At 34.2% G+C, this 25,414-nt stretch carries 22 protein-coding genes; 5 read left to right on the forward strand and 17 right to left on the reverse strand.

The window, feature by feature from the left end; translation table 11 throughout:
* Positions 1-191: 191 nt before the first annotated feature.
* Positions 192-926 (reverse strand): hypothetical protein, encoded by a 735-nt coding sequence (locus CEY12_RS04785; RefSeq protein ID WP_089026603.1) that lies wholly within the window; start codon positions 924-926, stop codon positions 192-194.
* 155 nt (positions 927-1,081) lie between these two features.
* Positions 1,082-3,910, reverse strand: coding sequence for an excinuclease ABC subunit UvrA (gene uvrA, locus CEY12_RS04790; RefSeq protein WP_089026604.1), 2,829 nt, complete (start codon positions 3,908-3,910; stop codon positions 1,082-1,084).
* 158 nt (positions 3,911-4,068) lie between these two features.
* Between uvrA and CEY12_RS04795 the strand changes: the two genes are divergently transcribed.
* The 3 genes from CEY12_RS04795 (at position 4,069) to CEY12_RS04805 (ending at position 5,774) form a co-directional block, all read left to right on the forward strand.
* Positions 4,069-4,644: a Crp/Fnr family transcriptional regulator gene (locus tag CEY12_RS04795; RefSeq protein WP_089026605.1), complete on the forward strand. Its 576-nt coding sequence runs from the start codon at positions 4,069-4,071 to the stop codon at positions 4,642-4,644.
* A 128-nt stretch (positions 4,645-4,772) separates the two neighbouring features.
* Positions 4,773-5,453 (forward strand): type 1 glutamine amidotransferase domain-containing protein, encoded by a 681-nt coding sequence (locus CEY12_RS04800; protein WP_089026606.1) that lies wholly within the window; start codon positions 4,773-4,775, stop codon positions 5,451-5,453.
* 21 nt (positions 5,454-5,474) lie between these two features.
* Positions 5,475-5,774: a putative quinol monooxygenase gene (locus tag CEY12_RS04805; RefSeq protein ID WP_089026607.1), complete on the forward strand. Its 300-nt coding sequence runs from the start codon at positions 5,475-5,477 to the stop codon at positions 5,772-5,774.
* Between the two features lie 53 nt (positions 5,775-5,827).
* Here the strand turns inward: CEY12_RS04805 and CEY12_RS04810 are convergent, their stop codons facing one another.
* The 3 genes from CEY12_RS04810 to CEY12_RS04820 all read right to left on the reverse strand — a co-directional run bounded on the left by CEY12_RS04810 (position 5,828) and on the right by CEY12_RS04820 (position 9,808).
* Positions 5,828-7,711, reverse strand: a complete 1,884-nt coding sequence (locus CEY12_RS04810) for a type VI secretion system baseplate subunit TssF (protein ID WP_089026608.1) — start codon at positions 7,709-7,711, stop codon at positions 5,828-5,830.
* Between the two features lie 22 nt (positions 7,712-7,733).
* Complete coding sequence (locus tag CEY12_RS04815; protein ID WP_089026609.1) at positions 7,734-8,174, reverse strand: GPW/gp25 family protein; 441 nt, start codon at positions 8,172-8,174, stop codon at positions 7,734-7,736.
* 218 nt (positions 8,175-8,392) lie between these two features.
* A complete protein-coding gene (locus CEY12_RS04820; RefSeq protein WP_089026610.1) occupies positions 8,393-9,808 on the reverse strand; it encodes an APC family permease in 1,416 nt (471 codons plus the stop codon).
* 143 nt (positions 9,809-9,951) lie between these two features.
* Here CEY12_RS04820 and CEY12_RS04825 point away from each other — a divergent pair, with 143 nt between their 5' ends.
* Complete coding sequence (locus CEY12_RS04825; protein WP_089026611.1) at positions 9,952-10,467, forward strand: DUF4920 domain-containing protein; 516 nt, start codon at positions 9,952-9,954, stop codon at positions 10,465-10,467.
* A gap of 59 nt (positions 10,468-10,526) precedes the next feature.
* Here CEY12_RS04825 and CEY12_RS04830 read toward each other — a convergent pair whose 3' ends face one another.
* Positions 10,527-11,636: a M14 family zinc carboxypeptidase gene (locus CEY12_RS04830; protein WP_089026612.1), complete on the reverse strand. Its 1,110-nt coding sequence runs from the start codon at positions 11,634-11,636 to the stop codon at positions 10,527-10,529.
* 832 nt (positions 11,637-12,468) lie between these two features.
* On the opposite strand from CEY12_RS04830, the gene CEY12_RS04835 reads away from it, so the two are divergent.
* Positions 12,469-13,008 (forward strand): helix-turn-helix transcriptional regulator, encoded by a 540-nt coding sequence (locus CEY12_RS04835; RefSeq protein ID WP_089026613.1) that lies wholly within the window; start codon positions 12,469-12,471, stop codon positions 13,006-13,008.
* A gap of 55 nt (positions 13,009-13,063) precedes the next feature.
* Here CEY12_RS04835 and CEY12_RS04840 read toward each other — a convergent pair whose 3' ends face one another.
* The 11 genes from CEY12_RS04840 to CEY12_RS04890 all read right to left on the reverse strand — a co-directional run bounded on the left by CEY12_RS04840 (position 13,064) and on the right by CEY12_RS04890 (position 25,330).
* Positions 13,064-14,083 (reverse strand): T9SS type A sorting domain-containing protein, encoded by a 1,020-nt coding sequence (locus tag CEY12_RS04840; RefSeq protein WP_089026614.1) that lies wholly within the window; start codon positions 14,081-14,083, stop codon positions 13,064-13,066.
* A 185-nt stretch (positions 14,084-14,268) separates the two neighbouring features.
* On the reverse strand, positions 14,269-15,441 hold the full coding sequence (locus CEY12_RS04845; RefSeq protein ID WP_089026615.1) for a proline dehydrogenase family protein: 1,173 nt from the start codon (positions 15,439-15,441) through the stop codon (positions 14,269-14,271).
* A 63-nt stretch (positions 15,442-15,504) separates the two neighbouring features.
* Positions 15,505-16,434 (reverse strand): UbiA family prenyltransferase, encoded by a 930-nt coding sequence (locus tag CEY12_RS04850; protein WP_089026616.1) that lies wholly within the window; start codon positions 16,432-16,434, stop codon positions 15,505-15,507.
* A gap of 11 nt (positions 16,435-16,445) precedes the next feature.
* Positions 16,446-17,372 carry a mevalonate kinase gene (locus CEY12_RS04855; RefSeq protein WP_089026617.1) on the reverse strand — a complete coding sequence of 309 codons (927 nt, stop codon included), beginning with the start codon at positions 17,370-17,372 and terminating at the stop codon, positions 16,446-16,448.
* Positions 17,373-17,550: 178 nt separating this feature from the next.
* Complete coding sequence (locus tag CEY12_RS04860; RefSeq protein ID WP_089026618.1) at positions 17,551-19,719, reverse strand: T9SS type A sorting domain-containing protein; 2,169 nt, start codon at positions 19,717-19,719, stop codon at positions 17,551-17,553.
* A 212-nt stretch (positions 19,720-19,931) separates the two neighbouring features.
* Positions 19,932-21,422, reverse strand: coding sequence for an MFS transporter (locus tag CEY12_RS04865; protein WP_089026619.1), 1,491 nt, complete (start codon positions 21,420-21,422; stop codon positions 19,932-19,934).
* Between the two features lie 170 nt (positions 21,423-21,592).
* On the reverse strand, positions 21,593-22,450 hold the full coding sequence (locus CEY12_RS04870; RefSeq protein WP_089026620.1) for an SDR family oxidoreductase: 858 nt from the start codon (positions 22,448-22,450) through the stop codon (positions 21,593-21,595).
* A 102-nt stretch (positions 22,451-22,552) separates the two neighbouring features.
* Positions 22,553-23,131 carry a Crp/Fnr family transcriptional regulator gene (locus CEY12_RS04875; protein ID WP_089026621.1) on the reverse strand — a complete coding sequence of 193 codons (579 nt, stop codon included), beginning with the start codon at positions 23,129-23,131 and terminating at the stop codon, positions 22,553-22,555.
* A gap of 151 nt (positions 23,132-23,282) precedes the next feature.
* Positions 23,283-24,461, reverse strand: a complete 1,179-nt coding sequence (locus tag CEY12_RS04880) for an acetyl-CoA C-acyltransferase (protein ID WP_089026622.1) — start codon at positions 24,459-24,461, stop codon at positions 23,283-23,285.
* Between the two features lie 64 nt (positions 24,462-24,525).
* The gene (locus CEY12_RS04885; protein WP_089026623.1) at positions 24,526-24,948 is read right to left on the reverse strand and encodes a hypothetical protein; all 423 of its coding nucleotides are present in this window, start codon (positions 24,946-24,948) and stop codon (positions 24,526-24,528) included.
* Entirely contained in the window at positions 24,935-25,330 is a 396-nt protein-coding gene (locus tag CEY12_RS04890; RefSeq protein WP_089026624.1) for a hypothetical protein, read from the reverse strand. The genes CEY12_RS04885 and CEY12_RS04890 overlap by 14 nt, the downstream gene beginning before the upstream one ends.
* Between the last annotated feature and the right edge of the window lie 84 nt (positions 25,331-25,414).

Consider the following 25,414-nt stretch of genomic DNA (forward strand, 5'->3'; position numbering starts at 1 on the left):
AATTATTTTATATTTCTTACTCTAAGTTATTGAAAATAATTTACATTTAATTAATATTCAGTTAACATTAAATTAATATTAGAATGAAAATAACTGACTATCAATTAGTTAAAATTTAAAATTAATTGAAAATTTAATATTGGAATTCAATAAGCGCCTTGTTTTGAGGTAATTCAATACCATAATCAGTATTATTCTATAGGCTTTGAAAAGTCAATATCCTTTTTAAATCTCGGAACGCTGGACTTTTCAACCCAATTTCCATTCCATAGTTTCAATTTCTGAGGGTCTGTTGTTACCACTCTGCTTATCGGGATACATGAAAGTTGCCATTTTTTTGAAGCATTATTATAATATAAATAATTAACGCCATCTATTTCTCCTTTCAAAACATTTCCACCGTAGTTAGCATATCTGATCTCCCCATAAATTTCGTTTTTAAACTGTTTCTTAAATGCATCATACTCTTTTTTGTAACTGTCAGGACTCGGAAAATGCCACACCGTACATTTCGTTTCATTAGTTTTTTTTGTTACAATAAGAGAGCAGCCATTCATCTCTCCGGTCAGGACGTAGTGTGGATCATTAGCTGATGGAGACACCGGTATATCTACATTTCCCACTGTACCCCGGAAATTACTGGCATTAGGGCCTGTCTTATAAGGAAAATAATACGCTTTTCCCAGAGTAATTCCATTTTGGGGCTTAAAATCCGGTTTATATGCTCCTCCAAACGGTAATATGGCATCAAACGGAATGTCGGTAAAGCGTAAAATCATTACCTGCTGTCCGGACGTAAGCTCTTTAACCGGAACAGCTAATGCTTTCTTTGATGCCACGTCAAAATTTAGGGAGATTGGATCAGGATTAACCCAGATTAAATCTTCCGGATCGTTTACAAATTCGTTTTCTTTAGATTGATTCATGGTTGTTTTTTTAAGGTTATTAGTTTTTATTTAAATCACATATTTTTGAAATAAAAATAACAAAAAAAAGAGAATATTTTACTATTCTCTTTAGGTATTAATTAATTTTATAAATAAAAATGTTTATTATTAATTAAAATATAACATTTGAATGTTTAAAATTCCTTTTTCAAAAACTGTCCTGTTAAGCTTTTCTTAGATTTTATAATTTCCTCAGGAGTTCCCTGAGCTACGATTTGTCCACCATGCTTTCCTCCTTCAGGACCCACATCAATAATATGATCAGCTAATTTAATTACATCCATATTGTGTTCAATAATAATGAATGAATTTCCTAGTTCTACCAATTGATTGATTGCATCCATCAAGATCTTTACATCTTCAAAATGCAAACCTGTAGTTGGTTCATCCAGAATATAAAGTGTATTTCCGGTTTGCCTTTTAGCCAGTTCCGTAGCCAGTTTAATACGCTGAGCTTCCCCTCCGGAAAGCGTTGTAGACTGCTGTCCCATTGTGATATATCCTAAACCAACATCTTGTAAGGTCTTTACCCTGCTGAAAATTTTAGGAATAGGTTGAAAGAAATCTACTGCTTCATCAATTGTCATGTCCAATACATCAGAGATAGATTTCCCTTTGTAACGAACTTCAAGGGTTTCCCTGTTGAATCGTTTTCCGTTGCAGGTTTCGCAATGTACATAAACATCCGGCAGGAAGTTCATTTCGATCACTTTCAGTCCTCCACCCTGACATGTTTCACATCTTCCTCCTTTTACATTGAAAGAGAATCTACCTGGCTTGTAACCACGAATCTTACTTTCCGGTAATTCAGCAAAAAGATTCCTGATGTCTGTAAACATACCGGTATACGTTGCCGGATTTGATCTAGGTGTCCTACCAATCGGTGCCTGATCTACATCCACGATTTTATCTATGTTTTCCAGCCCTTCTATTTTCTTATAAGGTAAAGGCTCCTGAACCGCTCTGTAAAAATGCTTATTAAGGATTGGATATAGCGTTCCATTGATTAATGAAGACTTTCCACTTCCGGAGATCCCCGTTACTACCACCAATTTCCCTAAAGGAATATCAAGGGTTACATTTTTAAGGTTATTTCCTGTAGCACCTTTTAAAACTATGCTTTTGCCATTTCCTTTTCTTCTTTCAGCCGGAATTTCAATTTTTCTTTTTCCGTTGATATAGTCTGCTGTTATAGTGTCCGCTTTCAATAAATCCTTTGGTTTTCCCTGCCATAGAATTTCACCACCAAACTTTCCAGCTCTGGGTCCAATATCCAAAACCTCATCAGCCTCAAGGATCATATCTTTATCATGTTCCACAACCAAGACTGAATTTCCGATATCTCTCAGATTTTTAAGTGAATTGATCAGCCTTTCATTATCTCTCTGATGGAGTCCTATACTGGGTTCATCCAGGATATAAAGAACATTCACCAACTGTGATCCAATCTGTGTTGCAAGACGGATTCTTTGGGATTCTCCTCCGGAAAGTGTTTTCGAGCTTCTGCTTAAACTTAAATAATCTAAGCCTACATCTAATAAGAACTGAAGTCTAGTTTCAATTTCTTTTAGAATTTCATAAGCTATGATCTTATTCTTTTCTGAAAATTTATCTTTAACATCATGCAACCAGTCTTTTAAGTCTGATAAACTTAAACCATTGACTTCAGCAATATTTTTACCATCAATTTTAAAACTTAAGCTTGATGGCTGCAGACGGGTTCCATTGCATTCAGGACAGGTTTCTTCCGTAGTGAAATGTCTTTCCAGCAAAACACCTTCATAAGATTCCTTCTCATCAATAATTTCCTCCATAAAAGGAATCAGTCCATCAAAGCTGATCTTTATTTTCTTGGTGATTCCAGCATATTTAAGATCTTTATTAAATTCTTTATGACAGCCATAGTACATATAGTCTAGAGCTTCTGCAGGAATATCTTTCATTGGAGTCGTTAATCCCAGACCAAAGATTTCAAGAATATTTTTGATCTGTGCTAAAATCCATTTGTTAGATTTAATATCTTCCAATGGCAATAACCCTCCCTGATTGATTGATAACTTTGGATTATCCACAAAATAATCCGTATTTATTTTTTTTATAGTTCCCAGCCCCTTACAATCCGGACAGCTCCCCTTTGGAGAATTAAATGAAAAAGTATTCGGTTCCGGTAGTGCTAACGAATGCCCTGTTTCAGCATCCATTAAATTTTTTGAAAAGTACTCAATATCCGTACTTCCCAGTTTTTGAATACCTATAATCCCTTCCCCCATTTCCATTGCAGTCCTCAGCGATTTTTCCATTCTGCCTTCAGAAGCACTCTCTCCAATGATCCACCGGTCGATAACGATATCAATATCATGGGTTTTGTAACGGTCAAGTTTTAGGTCATATTCAATATCCTGCAATTCACCATCAATTCTTGCCTGCCCATATCCTTTCTTTGCCATCTGCACGAAAAGTTCATGATAGTGTCCTTTCCTCGAACGGACAACCGGAGCCATCAGCATAATCTTTTCCCCTTTATAATTCTCTTTAATCGTTTCAAGAATCTGATCTTCTGTATAGCTAACCAATCTCTTTCCTGTAGATATTGAATAGGCATCAGAAACCCTCGCATACAGCAAACGAAGATAATCATAGAGTTCAGTGACAGTTCCTACCGTGGAACGTGGGTTTTTATTCGTAGTCTTCTGCTCGATGGCAATTACTGGTGATAGCCCTTCGATCTTATCTACATCCGGACGTTCTAAACCACCTAAAAACTGACGTGCATAAGCAGAAAAAGTTTCTATATAACGACGCTGCCCTTCTGCAAAAATAGTATCAAAAGCTAATGACGATTTTCCACTACCGGAAAGCCCTGTAATCACCACCAATTCATTACGTGGAATTTTGACATTTATATTTTTAAGATTGTGCTCGCGTGCGCCGTAAATTTCTATATATTCTGTTGATTTACTCATAATTTGGCGTGACTTTACCTGAAAATCACAATGTGCAAAAATACGGAATTTTATGGAATTTTTTATGTTAAAAAATGTTAGATTAATGAACTCCAAAAAACCAATTTTTCTATTTTTTTAAAGTTTAAATTTACATTGCCTTAATAACAACCCATACCATGCAAAGATTACGAGAACATATTGAAGAAATAATACCCGTTAGTGATAAGGAGTTTGAGTATATCAAAACATTTTTCACGGTGAAAAATGTACGCAAAAATCAATTTCTGATTCATGAAAGTGATGAAGTGAAATTTGAATTCTTAGTTTTAGACGGAATCTACAAGGTTTTTTATATTGATGAAAATGGAAAAGAACATATTGTACAGTTTGCAAAAAAGAACTGGTGGATGACCGATTATATAGGATTCTTTAAACAAAAAAATGCAACAATGTTTGTGGAATGTTTAAAAGACGGTGAAGTAGTATGCCTCACACTTGAAGGAAGGGAAAAATTGGCTGCCGAGTTTCATAAAATGGAACATTTTTTCAGAGTAAAACTAACCAATGGATATATAGCTCTACAACAAAGAATCACACTTTTACTGTCCAGTACTCCACAACAGCGGTATGAAGAGTTTTCCAGATTATATCCTGATCTCATCCTCGATATCCCTAAGAAATATGTTGCGGAATATCTTGGAGTAAGCAGAGAAACATTAAGCAGGCTCTATAGCAACAGCAATAAACTTTAAGTGTGATTTCAATCACACTTTTTTTGTGACTTCAATCCTTCTCATTGACTACCCGTTCGTCATACATTTGTTACAGAAATTAAACATGTTTAGAACCAGTAAATATCTTTTAACAAATAATTTAAGTTATGAAACCAAAAATATTAATCATTGTATCCAATGCTAGCTCAATAGGATCAGGAAACAGAAGAACCGGAACTTTTTTATCAGAAGTAGCGCATCCTTATGAAGAATTTTCAAAAGCAGATTATCAGATAGATTTTGCAAGCTTAACAGGCGAAACACCCTATCTGGATGCTTTAAACTTAGCCAATGATCCTGATAATCTAAAATTCCTCACCGGAACCGGATGGTCGGATATGCAAAAAGGAGTTCAATTATCTGATGTAAACAGTGATGAATATGATGCTGTTTTTATTCCAGGAGGCTTAGCTCCCATGGTAGATATGCCAGAAGCTCCCCTTCTTAAGAAGTTGATCGCTGAAGTATATGAAAGAAATGGTGTGATCGGAGCTGTATGTCATGGTCCCGTATCCCTTCTTAATGTAAAATTAAGTGATGGAAGTTATTTGGTACATGGCAAAAATATAACTTCATTTACAACTGAAGAAGAAGATAATTACGCCCGGGAGGATGTTCCTTTTGATCTTCAGATTGCTTTAACTGAACAAGGAGCCATTTTTCATGCAGCTGAGCCTTGGTCTGCTAATAGCCTTGTTGATGAAAACCTTGTCACTGGACAGAATCCGGCCTCTGCAAAAGGTGTTGGTGAAAAAATAGTGGCAATTTTAGAATCTAAAAAAGCATAGTTTAATATTTAAATCCAAAAAATGAGTCAGAAAGAAGTGTATGTATATGCCAAATGGAAAGTAAAAGAAGGAAATTTACCTACTGTATTGAATATTATGAAAGAGGTTGCCCAGAAAAGCTCTCAGGAAGAAGGTAACTTATTTTATAAACTTCATCAGAGCCAGCCAGATGAAAACCTTTTGATTTTATTTGAAGGGTACATCAACGAAGATGCCGTAGAAATACATCGTAATTCCGAATATTTTAAAAAATTAGTTTTGGAGCAGATTGTCCCATTGCTTGACAGTAGAGAGGTTATTCTTATGAATAAAGTTTTATAACATTCCATCTAAAATAAAAATTCCGGAAAACTGATTGTTTTCCGGAACTTTATTTAGTTTTCAAAGAAATCAACATCTTCGTTGCTTATATTTACGATATATTCTATACCGTCGATCGCTTTAGAAATGATTTGATTTCGAAGCATATTGGACATATTCTCCCAATACACTCGTCCGTAAAAAGAATAGTTCTGAGGAATAATTTCAATCTCTACAGTACGCACAAAACCTTCTTTAGGTTTATTGCTGATCATAGTCCCTCTTTTCACTCTCACTTCCTTTAATTCATCTTTAAGGATCATTCTGCAATAATTTTTAACATCCTCCAGGGAAATGATTTTATCCCGTGTTGTCAATGCATATTTATAAGCCTGAATACTGTCTGTTCCTTTTTGCTCTTCTGCACCACCTATAGTCTCTGTAAGAAGAACCATAGACTGTGATTTCAATTGATTTGAAAGTTCCGTTCCCGGACGCATATGGTTGGCTAAAGTACAGTGGGTAATCCAGAAAGAAGCATACGTATGATCAGTTTTTTCAACAGGCTCCATAATAACATAGTTCAGCTCTTGTTTAATACTTCTTTTGGCATTATTTACCTTTTGAACCATTGATTTCATTTTATCAGACATTTCACTCAACACTCCTTTTACATTATCTCTGTTGAGAAGTGAAAAAGCAGCAATTTCATCTCTGGTTAATTCCAGGACATTTGCGATCATATCTACTGCATTTCTGTTGGTAAAACGCTCCATTCCTCCTTTTCTTACCGTATAAAGGCCTTTTTTGAGGTTATCAGTCGGTGTAAAAGGAATTTCGGTATATCTTCTTCCTTCTCCATCCTGAACCTCATCTACATATAAGAAATGCTCTCCTTCATCCGTTACTAAGGGAATATTATTTCCCATAATATCCAGGCTGTATTCCGTTTTCTTCCAGCCTCTGTTGTAGATTGGAAAAGCATTAAATACAAAGGAAAAATTATCCAGAATCTCTGCCGAAAACTGTGGTGGAAATTCAAAAGTCAGCCACAAATATTTCTTTCCTTCAATGTATTTTCTAATTTCTTCTCTATCTTCAAGAAAGTCCAGATTTTGGGGAAGTTTCCCTTCTTCTGAAAATAGTCGATCCGATAATCCCGTTATTTCAATAAACTTGTGATGGTAGATGCTTTTAATATCTTCTATAGTTTTGGTACGGATAGACTGTTCCCGAAACATCTGTTCATATCCTTCCGCCTGTGCATTTTTGAGATAGGATAAACCTTCTCTTATAAACAAAGGATTTCCATCACTGGTAACGGTTAGATAAGGTAAAAGCTTATAGACAAAGTCAAGATGTTCAAACGCAGGGTTCGAACAAAAAATACTAAGATATTTAGGAAAATTCTCACTTATATAGCTGGATACATTTACTCCAATCGTTACTTTCCGATAATCTTCCGGTTTTCCCTGAAATCTTGCAATAGGAATTTTATTCAGTCTGTCATCAATACTATAACAAGTATTTCCAACAAACATGATAGAAGTCTGAACTTTATTAATTCTTACATTTCCTATAGGCGTAAAAGGAATATTCACTTGTTTATCTGATTCCGATTTCACCGTAGAGGTCATCTGCTTTCTAAAGAAAAACTCTGTATGCTCAAGCAATACCTCAGAAGATTCAGAAGGCTGAGTAAATGCGATAGCATGTGAAGGTATAGGATGGGTATAAATAGAGGGAGTCAACAGTTTTGCCAGCTTCTCCAGAATACGGGCATTGACCGTTTGTATCTCGTTATTAGCTTTAAAAATCTCAGTACTGAATGCGTCTATCAGTAATTTTACAAATGGATCCAGGGACTGAGGACTTTTTAATCCCCAGACTTTAGTAGCATTTTGGAGCATTCTTGCTTTTACGGATTCTTTTGAATATATGTTCTGATCTAAATTCATAAATTTCAATTACAATAAATACTTAATCAATAGACATAGGGCTCAGAAATAATTCTGTAGAAAAACTGAATCGATCACCGGTAGCCTCCATTTTGGCATTAATGGCAATCCGTACTTTTTTCTTGATCTCCGTATGTTCTTTGGTGTCATAATTATGCTCTACGATTTGTACATGAGCGTCAATCTGAGGTTGAACAATTCTTGGTTCATATTCTAATATTTGTCTTTTGAGACTTTTAATAAAAATATTCTCCCAAACAGCACTTGTAACCCCGTTATCGAATTCAAGATTCCAAACATCATTTCCGTAATTTTCATCATATCTGTTTTCTCCTTTTTTGGTTGTTATCAGCAGCATAATGTTATGGGCGATACTCTCCCCCATGTCGCAGGTATCTATACTTCCTCCTTCGGACATTAGTGTTGATGGAACAAAAGGCATTCTGTAATTTGGTGTGTCCATATATCAACTTTTCTGTTTTTACTTTATCATTTCATTCGCATAAAACAAAATACCAATTTAAACATTTTCAGTAAATAATAGGTTATGCCTCATTAAAATATTATTTAAAAGTTAACGGCTTCCAAATAATTTGGAAGCCGTTAATATATTTCATTAATTTTTTTTCTCTTATCAAACTTAATAACGAAAAAAATTATTCAACACCCTATCGGTGCACATCAATCATTCGCCTTTTGATTTCTATTAATAAAATAATAAACCGGAAGTCCCAATAAAACCATCACAAATCCAGGCCACGTATATTGCTGTTTATAGATTAACAATAAAACACAAAATCCTGTTCCTATTAACAGGTAAATAATAGGTGTAATTGGATATAACCATGTTTTATAAGGTCTTTCAAGATTAGGTTGTTTGCCCCTTAAGTAGATCACTCCAAAAACAGTAATCATATAAAAGAGAACAATCACAAAAGAGATCATATCCAGCAGGTTTCCATATTGGCCACTCAGACATAATAATGAAGCCCAAACTCCCTGCATCCAGAGTGCATTTCCCGGAACTTCATTTTTATTATTTTTTTCAGCTGACTGGAAGAACATTCCATCTTTTGCCATTGTTTGAAAAACCCTTGCTCCGGCTAAAATTAATCCGTTATTACATCCGAAAGTAGAAATCATAACCAGCAAAGCAATAATGATTGTTCCCGCACTTCCAAAAATATTATGGGAGGCAGCAACTGCTACTCTGTCGTTTGCTGCAAAAGCAATAGAGTCTCTGTCGAGGGCATTGAGATACACATAATTTACTGCTATGTATAAAATCATGACCGCCGAAGTACCATAGATCATTGATTTAACAACATTTTTCTTCGGATTTTCGATTTCACCGGATACGAAAGTAACACTTTCCCAAGCTACAGAACTAAAAACAGAACCCACCATAGCTGCAGCAATACCCCCTAATAAAGTCATTCCCCCGATAGATTCCCATCCTTGTTTAAGAAAGTTCCCCTGTAAATCTTTTTTAAGATTATTAAAAGAATCATAGCCAAAGTTAAAATTTTCGGAAAGATGTGATACATCTATTAAAATAAAGCCTGCAGCAATCAATCCTACTATTGCAATGATTTTAGAACCTGTAAAAATATTCTGTAATATTTTTCCACTTTCGACTCCTCTGGTATTGATATACGTTAGTAAAACAATAATCGCTATGGCTAATATCTGAATCCATGTAATTTTAAACTCGCCACTTTGAAAAATAGCTTCCGCGTCGTTAAGTGCTGGGATAAGATACGCTGTAAACTTACCAAAAGCCATGGCTACAGCAGCAATAGTTCCTGTCTGGATTACTGTAAAAAGACCCCATCCATACAAGAATCCCATCTTCTTTCCAAAGATTTCCTTAAGATAGGTATACTGACCTCCTGCTTTAGGAAACAATGCTGAAAGCTCCCCATAGCTTATAGCTGCTGCTACAGTCATTATTCCAGTAATTACCCATACAATAATCAGCCAATACCCGGAACCAAGATTCCGCATCATATCTGCACTTACAATAAAGATTCCACTACCAATCATAGAACCCATTACTAACATAATGGCGTCCCAAAGTTTTAATTTTTTCTGCATAGTTGTTTAGAGTTCCCAAATATAAACAAATATGTTTTTGATTTTGAATTTTGTGTAAAATTTAGTCATACGATTACTTTTTATCAATCATATCCCACTTATTAATTCAATTTTTATTGTTATTTTTGAAAAAAATATTAAAAATGAAATTCAAAGCTATATTATTTACGATTGCTATCAGTGCTTCTACTTTAGCATTTGCACAGGAGACTTCGCAAAAAAAGTTTTCTCCACCAGCCGGAAACGCTCTTGTAGGTGACACATATGGATCAGGAGTAGGCTCATCTGTAGAATCAAAAGCCATTACTGTTGAAAAATTGGGAAAGAAGCTTAAAAAAGAAAATAAAAAACTTGAGAATGTAGCCATAAAAGGAAAAGTCACTGATGTTTGTGAAAAGAAAGGATGCTGGCTAACTATTCAGACTGAAGATAATTCTCAATTCTTTGTAAAAATGAAGGACTATGCTTTCTTTGTTCCTACTGCTTTAAAAGGAAAAAATGTTGTCCTGGAAGGAAGTGCTGAGAGAAAAGTTATTTCTATTGATGAGCAGAAACATTATGCTGAGGATGCTAAAAAACCTCAATCAGAGATCGATGCAATTACAACACCAAAAGAAGAAGTGAGATTCGTAGCAAATGGAATCAAAGTAGTAAACTAATTTATAGAATAACTCTATACGTAAAATGATAAAAAAGCGGAACAAATTGTTCCGCTTTTTTAATCTTCAATACTAAAGTTTACTTTTTCATCCAATTTCGGATACTTGGTGGGACCAACAAATTTCTTTCCTGTGCAGTCTATTTCCAGCCATCCTTTTCTTTTTTTAACATCACCTACTTCCATAACAAAAGGAATGAAAGATAGATCATCTTTCCCCTCTTCCTTGATCTCTCTGTACTGAACAGCAATATCTAAAATACAAAGGTGATCCGTATTTAGTTTAACATTTCTGTAAACTATATCATAATGCGTTTCTTTATTTTCAGGAATATCCAGATAGGTTTCCCAACCAGCTATATCAGAATTTAACTCACTGATCGCTTCTAAAGCATAATATAATGCTATGGTATAATATTTTCTCGTTCCCTTTCTGGTATAGTCGTCTATAAAATGTCCTCCTTCAAACAAAATTGTAGGCATTCCTCCCTTGATGAAATTATCACCGGTAGAAGTTGGATAAAACTCATCTGAGTACCTTCCGATCTGGTTAGGAATAAGCTCTTTCAGGTGATTGTAAATACTGGCAATAACTGCCATGCACTTTTTCCTGTTGTAGGTTACTGTCCGTTCTTCATTTTCAGAAGGCGCTAAAAAGGAAAGCGTAGCAGGATGAATTCCATCTGTAGTAAAAATGGTTCTCTGTTCATGCAAGTTCAGCGCATAGTCGTATTTATTTTCAGACACTATATCTTTAAGAAATTTAATCTCTTTACTAGCCTCATTATGGAAATCCCTATTAAGATCAATATCCGCAGCATTCAACCTTGTCCATCTTTCAGAACCATCAGGATTTAACATAAAGATAAAATCAAGCTTAATACGACTCAACAAATTTTCTTTGATCTCCGGAGCTTTATCTAAACTTATCAACAAGTCCAACATGGCATGGGTAGCGTTTGATTCATTTCCATGCATTTGCGACCATGCAAGTATCTTAATATCGCCAGTTCCAACGCTTAGTTTATAAATAGGTTTATCTAGATACGATTTTCCAATCTCCTGAATGTAATCGCTGAGATTCGCTTGTAGGTAAGAAAATAATTTTTCAGGGGAAATATAACGATTAGGGAAATTGGGATTTTGATGATAGATATGTTCAAAGTTCATCTGAATAATAGTTTACATGAGTCAAAAATAACCATTTTTAGACAGAAAAAGAAATTAACATTTGTAACCTGATTAAACAATGTAAATTGCCATTTTGTCTGTGGATAAAATTGTGGATTGCTAATAATTCAAATCTATTTATTTAAATAATTAATAATCAATAATTTACATCGTTTATATAAGACGCTTAATTAACCTTACTTTAAGTGTAAAATGCCTTATTTATCAACAATTGAGTGTAATTCTTTTAAACAAATAAAATGGGGATAACACAACATTAATTGAATTTATACAAATGTGAATTGTGGATTATTTTTCAATTTACATCATGAATTTCTTTAAAATTGATCATAAAACTATTGATGTAACTGAGCTCCATACCAGAGTAATATAGATGTTTACCGATATTCGCTATAAAGGTCTGTTATTAGACTTACAGACCTTTAACATTTCCATTTTTAAGCATCATATATGTCGTTTATCTATATAATCAGCTTCTTAGACTATCTCCCACTCTTTAACTACTCTAAATTCAGTAAATAATTACACAAATACCCGTATCACGATGTTTGGCTGAATTACTGATGAAGAATTTAATCAATAAGTCATTTATCTAATCTATTACTTTAAGTGGTTTATCAAAAATTGGAATTTGAGGATACATTGTTGACAAAAAAGCAATCGTAAATTTTATCAACATTATAAATAGTTGTTTATCAGTAAAATATGTAATTTACTTTTGTATACTTAATAACTTTAAAATCATTTACATTTGTATTTTGCATTTGTAAACTTTATCTTTACATTTGTAAAGTGATTAAAAGCTTATTATATGAGTTTAAATGAAAGAATTTCCAAAGTTATAGAGTATTCGAGACTCACTCCTTCTGAATTTGCTGATGAGATTGATGTACAGCGTTCTTCTATTTCTCATATTACCTCAGGAAGAAACAAACCTTCTTTAGAGTTTATCATTAAAATAAAATCTCACTTCCCAGAAATCCTTTGGGACTGGTTAGTGAATGGTGATGGTGAAATGTTGAAGTCCGCTCTACCTGAAACTTCCGAACCAATCGCACAGGAAACAGATGAAGAGACATTGAAACCAACCTCACTTCCTGATTTATTTACCATGATGAATAATGATGAAGATTTTGGAATGGAAGAAACTGAAACTGCCCCTCCAAAACAGGCCTTCCGAGAATCTCCTGTACCGTACAAAGTTCAATCCCAGGAAAAAATAACCGATTCTCAGCGATTAGAAAAACCTTACGATCAAAAAACAAATCAAGTCATTGAAAATCAGTCTAATAAGATAAAAAGAATTGTTTTGTTCTATGAAAATGGAAAATTCGAAAGTTTTGAGCCATAAAAACCTGACCAACTTGTTGATCAGGTTAAAAAATATTTGAAGAAGAATACTAAACTTACTCTTTTAGAAGTTTAGTCATTTTTGTTATTTCATTGCTTTTAATTTTCAGAATATAACTTCCTTTGGGAAGATCAGAAACAGTATACTCTTCGGCACCCTTTAATGTTCTCACCAATTTTCCTGACATGTCAATTATTTCGATGGTATTGATTTTTAATTTTTCAGGGTTATTAATTTTGAACTGATCTTTTACCGGATTCGGATACACCTGAATTCTATTATCATACTGCATTACTTCGCTTGTCCCCAATGTTGTTGCTGTAAATGTAATGATAAATGGCATATCCACTGTATAATCTGGAGCTGAAGCTGGGTTTCCATCATCAATTAATGGAATCCATGCATCGGTTATTGCATTATTTTGTTTTGCATTAAAGCTTGCAAGCCCTCTACTTCCGGGTATTGTCACAGAAGGTAAGAATCCAGCATTCGCTGTAACAGTATTTTGCAACTGATATTTTATCCAGTAGGTACCTGCATTTAAAGTGACAGGTGTGCTCGCTGTAATTTTCCAAATTTTCCTTGTTGTTCCCGGAGCAGACGTTGAAGTTGGAACCTGACTATTAAATATTCTATACATATTGGCGTCCACGCCAGCCGTATACCTGTTCGTTGTGTCATTTCCAAAAACACTTACAGCACCTGATACAGAAGGATCAGAGCTAAATATATTTACGCGTGCTGTGTTAAAAGGAGATGAAGTCCCTGTATAGCCCGTTTGATAAGCAAAAAAATCTATCGTCGTAATCTGCCATTGTGCACCTGCCGGAATTGTAAAATCATCCGCAAGAAAATAGCTTGTTGTAGGTGAACTGTAAGTTCCTCCATATCCGGAACTTGTATTAGATTCTGTAGTATTTCCTGTATTATTCTGAACTTCAGACCATGTGTATCCAGTAGGTGCAGCAACACCACTTTTCGAAGTAGCTCCAGTACTTAAACCTCCATTATTGTAGGTTTGTGCTAAGGTAAAGTTGGCTATTACACTAATAGCAACAAGTAAAATTTTTTTCATTTATTATTTTTTTAATGTGTTAATCAAATATATGAAAATACAATACAATTAACAATAAAAATCAAATAATAATGAATTATCCATATCACATCCTGTCTGCGTATTGGATTTACACAATATTCTATATTTTAATAATCAGAAAAAAGCCTCACAATTTGTGAGGCTTTAAAACAAATATTATTTTTTTATCTATTGCTTTTTCTTCTATCCAGCTCTTTCTTTATGAGCCCTAACTCTCTACCCGTCTGTCCGGCTACAGAAGTATTTTCCCTTGCTCTTCTCGTAAGATAAGGCACAACATCTTTTACAGGTCCATAAGGAAGGTATTTAGCCACGTTATAGCCTTTATCTGACAGATAGAAGGTAATATTATCACTCATCCCGTAAAGCTGTCCAAAATAGATATGAGGATTACCCGTTTCAAGAGATTTTACTTTCATTTTATCCATCACCAACTCAGAAGAAATTTCATTATGTGTTCCAAAGAATGCAGAAACTTTATCCAAATGATTCATTACAAAATCAATTCCTGCATTATAATTCTTATCCGTAGCTTCTTTGGTAGGCTGTATAGGATCAGCATATCCTTTCTGTTCTGCTCTCGCTCTTTCTTTTTCCATATAAGCTCCACGAACTATTTTATACCCTATAAAATAATTCTTATCTCTTGCTCTTTGCAGATGACCTTCCATATACTCTAATCTTCCAGTCCTATACATCTGAATCGTATTCCAGACAATAGGTTTTTCCTGATTATACTTTTCCATCATCTCTTCACAAAGATGATCTGCCGCATCCTGCATCCATGTCTCTTCAGCATCTACCATCACTTTTTTATCATGCTCATGGCAAAGCTTACAAACCTCATCAAATCTTTTTACAACTCTTTCCCATTCTTCTTTTTGACTGGAAGTTAATTCTGCATTTTTACCAACTGCTTCATACAGATCAATTCTTCCAAAGGCCGTAGGTTTAAAAACGATAAAAGGGATCGCCGGATTTCCTACTGAAAACCTTATGATATCTTTAATTTCCTTACAAACTGCATCAAAAGTTTCTTCATCTTCCTTTCCTTCAATTGAATAGTCGAAAATACTTCCAACTCCTCTTTTGAAAAGTTGTTTTACCACTTTCATACTTTCTTCCCTCGTTTCACCGCCACAGAATTGCTCGAATAAAGTATTCTTCACAATTCCTGTAACAAAAGGGAAATTATTATGAACCGTAAAATTTAGAATAGAAGTTCCAACACTTGTTAAAGCAGGCTGTTCAATCATTTTAAACATCCAGTACGCTTTTCTTAATTGTGCATCTGTTTTGTCTGCAAATGCAACTTTAGTATCGTTAAAAATGGGCATTCCTTTTTATTAAATTTAATTTCGCAAAGGTACTAATAACCTTAGTCTTTTAAAAAATATTTTTTATAATTTACTTTCAATTCCATTTAAAAGCATCGCAATAATTCCAATAAAGACCCAAAGCCTTAATATATTTAATGTAATGAAGATACTTTTTCTGGAGTAATTGAGCAGCAAATAGATGCATATAATCATCACAAACATTCCGCCTGTAAAGTAATAAGCCATAAATCCTGAAATTCCTGTTCTCATCACAAGCTTCATAGAAACAGCCATTGTAATCACGAGCAAAGAAACAATAATGACCTTTGTGGTTTTATTCTTAAAATAATTAGGGATTGTAGTGTATCCAAACGCTTTATCTACACTCTTTGTTAATGTATCTTTTACAATATCAATGCATAAAAGAATAAGAAAAAGAAAGATTGCCATTAAAAGAACTTTTTTAGAAAAAGTTTCATAATAAACCATCATTCCAAAAAACGGATAAAGTGTAAGACTTACAAAAGTAAGATTATTGAGGATTAAAATACGACTGAGCTTATGGCTGTAAAACCACATAAAAAACTGATAAATAAGAAAGAAAATAAAGACATTATGTGAAATAAACCAGGCCACTCCCAAAGAAATAACGCTTAATACCAGATAAGCATAGAGAAAATATTTTTGGGCAATAAAGCTTTGTATTCTTGTCCTAAATGGTTTTACAACGTGATCCTTTTCAAAATCGTAAAATTGATTGATAATACCACCCGCTAAAATAGTTAAGACAGTACAGAATATAATCCCGTGAACCTTAAAATCAAATACAAACTTCCGAAAGCTTTCCTCTTGATTAAACAAAAAAAATGTAGATACATAAAGGGCAAACGTAAGTAAAACAGCTACAAAAAACCTGGCACCTAAAAGAAAGCCCACGAACTGTGAGAATCTATAAAATAAAGATTTTGATACATAATTTTTTGATTGGAAACTTTCTTTTTCAGAATTCATTCCCAGCCTATTTAGAATCTGTAAATTACCTCTTTGTTAAAACCGTCAAGCATTTTTTCAGCTTTTTCATAGTCCTTTGTGAAGCCTAAAATATAGCCTCCACCGCCGCTTCCGCACAGTTTAAGATAATATGCATTAGAATCCAGCCCCTTTTTCCAAATATTAAAAATACTTTCAGGAATCATTGGACGAAAATGCTCATAGGCCCAGTGTGAAAGCTTCTTAAGATTTCTAAAAAAAGGATTCATATCTTTTTTAAGGAAAGACTCAATACATGCGTTATTATATCGAATAAATTCTTCTTTCAATGTTTTACGAAACCCTTCTGTTTTCATTTTTTCAAAGAAAATCTGAATCATAGGTCCTGTTTCGCCTGTCATTCCAGAGTCAATAAGGAAGATTGCTCCTTTTCCTTTTTCACCATCCGGAATGGAAACTCTATCCAAATTTTCCTTATTTTCAATAAGGATAGGAAGATTCATATAACAGATCAAAGGATCCATTCCTGAACTTTTTCCATGGAAATAGCTTTCCATTTCACCAAAGACAGCTTTTAATTTCTTAAGATTGTCTTTAGAGATATTTTCAGGGTTCAATTTATTCATTGAATAGCGCTCAAAAACGGCAGCAACCAATGCTCCGGAACTTCCTACTCCATATCCCTGTGGAATATTGGAATCAAAGAAAAGTCCGTTTGAAATATCTTTTTTAAAACTTTCAATATTAAGTTTGAAATCATCTGAAAGATCAAGTTCTGCAAGAAAATCGGAATATTTCTGTAGGTGTTGATTTGATTTTAATTCAAATTCAGAATTCAGATCAGAGAATTTTAAAGCTCCTTTGTAAAAGCTATAAGGTACAACAAGCCCCTGGGAATCTTCTATCATCCCATATTCTCCAAACAGAATTATTTTTGCGTAAAATAGAGGGTTCGTCATTTTGACAATAAATCTTTTTGCAAATTTAAAATTATTCTGCTGAATATAAGCAAAATCCAGGCCGAATTACAATATTTTTTTTGAATGGTAAAGGTTTAGCGATTATTATCTGCTCTACTTTATGAAGTTAGGAATTAAAATGAAAAAAGCCTGACTTGGTCAGGCTTTTAATAATAGATTATTGTTTTACTAATTTCTTTGTAACCGTTTGTTTTTCAGTTTCCACCGAAACCACATAATTTCCTGTCTGAATGGATGAAATATTAACCTCCTGTTTATTTCCCTTTAATGATGAAGATGACAATACTAATCGTCCTGCCTCATCATACATTTTATATGATTTCAAATTTTCTTTGGCCGAAATAACAATCATATTTTTCGCTGGATTTGGATAAATATTTACGCTGCTGTTACTATTTGTATTGACGTCTTCTACCCCTAAAACCGCGCAGGAAAAGCTTGCTTTCCAACCATTATCAGTAACTCCGGGATCTGATACAAACTTCACTGTAATTGCTCCTGTAGAATGGGTAGAAGTAAATGCTCCAGGTAAAGTACTTCCGGTTAAGGTTCCATTAGAAAATAAAGGTGCTGCCGTAGAAGGCCCATTATAAACATATAAATAGTCATAATCTTCTTCCAGTGCTAACTCCGTAAAATTCATAGTTAGAGATGAGCCTGAATTGGGATAAAAAGTTTTAACTATAGTTTCGTTATTTCCGTATTCTCCTGTTGTTCCTCCCGTATCTGTAAACAGGGTACCTCCGCACCAGTTAGCATCCGTTAAAAAAATCTGAGATCTTTGGAAAGCATTTGAAGCAGAGCAGCTTGATCCTACAAAAAGATTATAATATGTCGCCGGTTGAAGATTTGCAAAATTAAGATTCTGAGTTGTTGTATTTCCTGATGTAATAACGGTTCCATCCATTGAGGTAAGTTTGTACTTCCAGGAAGTAGAAGCCGTATCAGTAAAGGTGGCGTTCGCTGCATTTGTTGTAATATTAGAGATATTCATAGCAGTAATAGTAGTGTTACAAGCTGTTGTACAATTAGTGCCTAAACAAGCTTTAGTATCTACTGTACTTCTGATTAATGCTGAAGGCTGAGGACCAAATCCATTACTAAAGCTAATTCCTACCCCTGATACCAAATGGCAATAACTCATAATCGTCCCCTTTACAGTGGTTGCAGGAATCGGTCCTGTACATCCTTCGCTATATCCCGCCTGAGCTCCGCATCCATCAATTGCCGTCCCATTTCCGTTCCACACACAAGCATGAGTGTGTGGTGAACCTAAACTATGTCCCATTTCATGTGTCATTGCCTGGATTGTCCATGAATAGACAGGAACACTTTCATAAGTTTGAGAAATACCGGAATAGGCATATTTATATCCTGTACAAAGTGAATTTATAAAAGCGATACTTGTGGTTGCCGGCGCATTAACAAGGTGAGCCAGATCACCATTGAAAGTAGGTCTGTTTGTTCTAAAACTATTTAAGTTACCACTTGGAGATCCTGTATAAGGATCAGCAGTTGTCCATATAAAAATTTCATTGAGAGCCACTTTTATATCATCATTATTGTATAGAGTAGCTATATTGTTATGAATTGCTGTAAGCCAATTAGTAACTGTCGTTGTATTGGAACCATTATTCTGATAAGGTTTATAACAAACTTCATAATAAATTCTCACACAGTTTTCAGTCACAGCTTTCTTATTTGTATTGGGATCAAAAGCTATCTTTTGTGCCTGGTTTTCTTTCAACTCATCAACTCCGCAAATAAATGGATTTGCACCTGTTAATTTTGATTCTGAATAGCTAACAAAATCTTCAGAGTTCTTTACTTTTCCCAGTACAACATTACCTAATTCATTTGTAGAAGCCACTCCTACCACATCATTATCAAAAAAACTGAAAGCTACTATTGAGTTATTATCTCCTTTAACAATTCCTCTATAATATACTCCAGGAGTATAATTCACCGTTTCTCCTTTGTTTGTTGTAACTCTAAAATTATTAGTGAAAATTTCATTTTTATAAAGTTCAACGGTTACCGTTTTATTTCCTTCGAAGGGAAATGACATCTCTATGAATTCAGGCTGATCCTTTACTAGCTTTCTAAGTTCAGTAGCAGTAATGGTCATAGCAGTAATATCAGTCGCTGCTCTTTTATATTCCTCCATTTTTGGAGAGGATGTATTGATTTTAAAAAGATCATATTTTACAAAGCTCTTACTTTGATTATGATATTGTGATATTTTTTGAGCAACTGGTCTTAAATTCTGAGCAAAATTCAAGATAAAGCATAATGAAATACCAAGAAGTAGAATTTTTTTTATCATTGTTATTATTTTAGTAATACAAATAAACAAAAAAATTCAACACCAAGTGATTAATCACCAAAAAATCTATTAATCCATTAATTTAAATGCAATAAATAACTAATCCAGTTAACAAAACGATTCAAAACAATACAATTACTTAATATTAGCAACTATTTTAAAAATAAAAAAAGACGTCTAGAAAGACGTCTTTTTTTTATTTTCTTTTATTTTTATAAGGTATCCCTGTCTTTTAACATCTTAACTTTTAAGAATCGAATCAATATCAATCCTACTCCAAAAAACAATGTCATAGACAGTGCTGCAATACGCATATTATTAAAATGTTCAATTAATGTTGCAAAAATAAATGTTCCTATGATAATCGCTATTTTCTCCAACACATCGTAAAAACTGAAATAGGTTGTATTTTCCATAGAATCCTCTGGCAATAATTTTGAATATGTTGATCTTGACATTGCCTGAAGTCCACCCATTACCAAACCAACTACTGCAGCAACTCCATAGAACTGATATTCTACAGTAGGATTTTCTTTGTTTAAAAAATAAGCCCAAAGACATGCTACAATCCATAAAACAATAGCAATAGAGATCACACTTTTGTTCCCAATCTTTCTAGATAATCTTGAAAAAATTACAGCACCTATAATAGCTTCAATCTGAATAACCAATAAGGTTCCGATCAGTTTATCCTGAGCCAGATTGATTTCACTTTTCCCAAATAATGTTGCCATCAAGAAAATAGTCTGCATCCCTACGCTATAGAAAAAGAAACTTGACAGGAAAAATTTCAGATTCTTATCTCTGAAAAGTTCATTTCCGACTTTAAAAAGCTCATGGAAACTTTCTTTTGCAATATCTTTATAAAAGCTCATATTGTCTTTAAAAACTTCAAAAAAGCCTCCTTGTTCTTCATGTTTTTTAAAGATGTTCTTATAATTTAACAGTACCAAATCTTTAGGTAAGTTATCTTTTACATTACCAAACTGAGGCAAATGTTTAAAAGTGTATTGTGAAAAACCAAACCACCATGCTCCTGTTAACAAGAAACTGATTCTGGTGAATAGTAATTGCTGAGCAGCTCCTTTCGCAAAAACCTTAATTAAAACTAAGCAGATTACTACTAAAACTACAGAACCTAAATATCCATAAACATATCCTTTTGCAGAAAGAGCATCCTGTTTATCCTGTGTGGCAATATCCGGTAAAAATGAATTATAAAAAACTAAACTTCCCCAGAATCCAACGCTTGCCGTAACACTGAAGAGCAGCCCTAAAAACACATTGTGCATTCCCGTAAACATGGCCAGTCCCATGCAAGAAGTAGCCCCCAGATAGCAGAAAAACTGTAAAAACGATTTTTTATTTCCGATGGTATCCGCTAAAGAAGACAGAAATGGGGAAAGTAAAACCACTATAAAAAAAGATATCGTTAATGAGTACCCATAAACAGCATCCGGCTGATATTCTTTTCCAAAAATCTTTATTAAATGTCTTACGGGGACATCTATCCATTGTTTTGTTTCTACAACGTATTCTTTCTTCTCGTAAGCCGTAGTAATAATAGAATAGTAGATTGGAAAAATAGTCGAAGTAATAACCAAAGAGTATACTGAGTTGGCCCAGTCATAAACAGCCCAGGCCTTCATAATCTTTGGATTATTCTTTATATTTTTTGGTCGTTGATTCTCTGTTTCGGACATTTCAAATATATTAGATGCACAAAAATAGAAAAACCGTTGAATATTCAACGGTTTTTTTTATTAATTAGAATATTGCTAAAGATTATAAATTATTTAAATAGCTTTTATTTTCTGTAAATTCTATTCTACGCAGCAACCTATTCATTATTTTATCTATCTATACCGGTTGTCTAACCCGTATATTTCGCTACCCATTTTGCTTTTAATTCAGCTCTGGTATTTATGAATTCAATATCTGTTCCCTGCGCTATTGCATCCAAAGGATAGCGTAAAGGACGGGTTCCTTCTTCCATATTAATAAGGTCTAATACTCCATCTGCAATGACCTGTGGATCCATGTTAAACTCTGCCATTTTACCAAATAATCCAGCTCCTATGTTATTGAATATTTCTGAAGCAATAGGATCATATTCTTTGGCAATCTCAGGTTTATCAGCCTGTACACCCGCTTTGCTACCAGAATTCATTTCCGTAGGGTACACTCCCGGCTGAATAGTTACATTTTCAATATTAAATTGCGACAGTTCATCCTGAATTGCTTCAGTGATTGCCTCAACACTAAATTTAGAGGCAAGATAAGGTCCCATAAAAGGCAGTGTATGACCACTTGCTCCCGAAGTAAGATTGATAATCAGCCCTGATTTAGCTTTTCTCATACCTGGAAGAACTGCCTGATAAGTGCGAATTACCCCATAGAAATTCACTTCAAAAAGCCTTTTAATTTGCTCTATAGAATATGCTTCCACCAATCCAAATCCGGCTAATCCGGCATTATTGATTAACACATCAATTCCTGAATGTCTTGCGAACGTATCTTCAAACGCTTCTTTTACAGACTTATCATTAGTTACATCGATCTCTACTACATTCACATTAGGCAGCTTTGCAAGCTCTTCAGCAACTTCTTTATTTTTATCTTTTGTTCCACGCATACCTGCAACCACCGTATGCCCAGCTCTTGATAAGGTAATTGTCATTAATTTTCCGAATCCGGTGCTTGTTCCGGTAATGAAAATTGTTTTGCTCATAACTTTAAATTTTTATTTAAATAGTAAAGCAAAATTACCCTCGAAAACTGTCGTTTTTCATTGACATTTAAAGGAAAAAAACGTTGATAATTATCAACAGTTTTATTTTTTGGAGGCCTGTGTTCTGATACGACTAAGTGTTTCAGGAGAAACTCCAAGATATGATGCGATCATATGCTGAGGGATCCGATTGATAATATGTGGATTCTTTTTGATAAAATCCTGGTATTTTTCTTCTGCGGATAAACTGATATTGGCATGTATTCTCTTTTGTGAGAAAAGGAAACTTCTGTGTAATATTTCATTTACCATATCATTGAATTGAGGTATTGTACTGCAAAGTATACTGAAATCTTCTTTTTTAATAAGAATAACTTCTGAATTCTCTAGGGCAATGATATTAAATTCTGAGGGGTTTCCTGTGGTAAGGCTCTCTCTGTCACCAGTCCAGTAGTTTTCCGGTGAAAAGTTCATAATATGCTCCTGCCCTTTGGTATCGATGGAAAACGTTTTGACCAACCCGCTACTTATAAAAGCATTAAATTTCCATACATCACCTTCCTGCAATAAATACTGGTGTTTACGTAGCCTTTTTAATATTGCTACACTTTTTATTAACTCGATCTCATCATTAGAAAGAGTAATCTTGTCTTTTAAATAGTTAATAAAATAATCGAACATCTGATCGTCGTAAATGTATTTTAAAGATACTTATAAATGTCAAATATAAACCTATTTCATTAGTTCTATCACTCATCTAAAGGAATAATATTAATAAAAAATGGAGCCTTTATGGCTCCATTTTAATATATTCAAAATCTTATTTTAAATATTAGATATTTTCAATAACAATAGCAGAAGCACCACCACCTCCATTACAGATTGCAGCAGCACCGTATTTAGCATTGTTTTGTTTTAAAACATTAATCAAAGTAACAATTATTCTTGAACCTGAACTTCCTAGTGGATGTCCTAATGCTACAGCACCTCCGTTTACGTTTACTTTAGAAGCATCTAATCCTAGAATTTTGTTATTTGCTAAACCTACAACAGAAAACGCTTCATTAAATTCAAAGAAATCGATATCAGAAAGTTCCAAACCTGCTTTTTTTAGTGCAATAGGTAACGCTTTAGCTGGTGCAGTTGTGAAGTTTTCAGGCTCCTGTGCAGCATCAGCATAAGAAACTATTTTAGCCAGAGGCTTAAGACCCAATTCTTCCATTTTTTCTTTAGAAACAAGAATCAGGGCAGAAGCTCCATCATTTAAAGTCGAAGCATTAGCTGCTGTAACAGTTCCCGCCTCTTTTTTAAATACTGTTGGAAGCGTTGGAAGTCTATCAAAATTAACAGCTTTATATTCTTCGTCTTCAGCAAAAATTATAGGATCTCCTTTTCTCTGAGGGATCTCAACTGATACCACCTCATCATTGAATTTACCTTCACTCCATGCCTTAGCTGATCTTTTATATGATTCGATAGCGAACTGATCCTGATCTTCTCTTGAAATAGAATAGTCGGTTGCACATTTCTCTGCACAAACACCCATATGAACCTTATTATAAACGTCTGTAAGACCGTCCAGAACCATTCCGTCAAGCATTTTGACATCACCTAATTTTGTAGCCAGTCTTGCATTATAATAGTGTGGAACTGAAGACATATTTTCCATTCCGCCAGCAACGATTACATCTACATCGCCTGCTTTAATTGCTTGTGCTGCCATGGTTACAGCTTTCATTCCTGAAGCACAAACTTTGTTTACTGTAGTAGATGGAGTTTCAATAGAAAGCCCAGCTCCCAATGCTACCTGGCGAGCAGGTGCCTGTCCTTCCCCAGCCTGTAAAACGTTCCCCATGTAGATCTCCTGAACCAATTTTGGATCAAGACCAATTTTGTCCAATGCTCCTTTTACTGCAACGGTCCCTAGCTTTGTAGCCGGAACAGCTGATAAACTTCCCATAAAACTACCCATTGGTGTTCTTACTGCGGAAACGATGAATACTTCTTTCATGTGTATGATTTATTTTTTTTATATGATATTTGTAACCTTAGGGTTCCATTTTATTAATAAATATTTACTGAGGTTCTTCTACTACCTTACTCAGTATAAATTCGGAGGTTTTATTATTGTATTCTGAGGTCAACTTTATAAAGTTACGATCGGTTTCCAATATCCTGTTTACCATAACTTCACCTAACTTCACCGGATAATCCTCATTGGACTTAGCAATTATAGTTACCTTGTAGCTGCAATCATCCACAAAGTCAAGGCGTGATTTTACATAATCCTTACCATTGTTATAATATTCAGTTTGAACATTGTCCTGTACAACCATAACCCATTCATCAATAGGAGCGTCAATCCTTACAAATTTTCCAGTTTTTATATTTTGGCATTTTGCAGGTTTATCCGATGTTAAAAACATGTTTTGTTGAGATTTTACCTGAGAAAAGCTCAGACATAACAATACGAGTAATACAATGTTAAGATGCTTCATATTTTTGTTGTGTTTTTATTATCAATAATAAAAAAGCTCCCAAAAACTCAATAATCCAACCCCATTTTAGCTTTACGATACCCGCAAAGGTTTCCCTCCAGGATTTAAAAGGCAGAAAACTGAAATAATCCAAAGACTGAAGTTTAACAGCTATCAGAGTGAAGATGAATAATATAATCATTAAAACAGCTAAAACACGCACCATTTTCGGCAGGTTATTAATCACTGCAAATAAAGCACAGGCCGAAAGAATCCAACATATAATGGCTAAATAATGATCCAATTTCCAGTAATTCCAGTTTCCTATAATAGGAACATGAACCAGTGGTAAAAAGCTTCCCACCACAACCAAGAGTACTCCGATGAACTGTATATTTTTCATTTTTCTTAAAGCACCAAAATACAAAAAAAAACACACTTCGATTCAGTGTACTTTAAAAACAAACTTTTCAAATTTAAACAGTCA

This window comes from Chryseobacterium sp. T16E-39 (genome assembly GCF_002216065.1).
GTDB lineage: Bacteria > Bacteroidota > Bacteroidia > Flavobacteriales > Weeksellaceae > Chryseobacterium.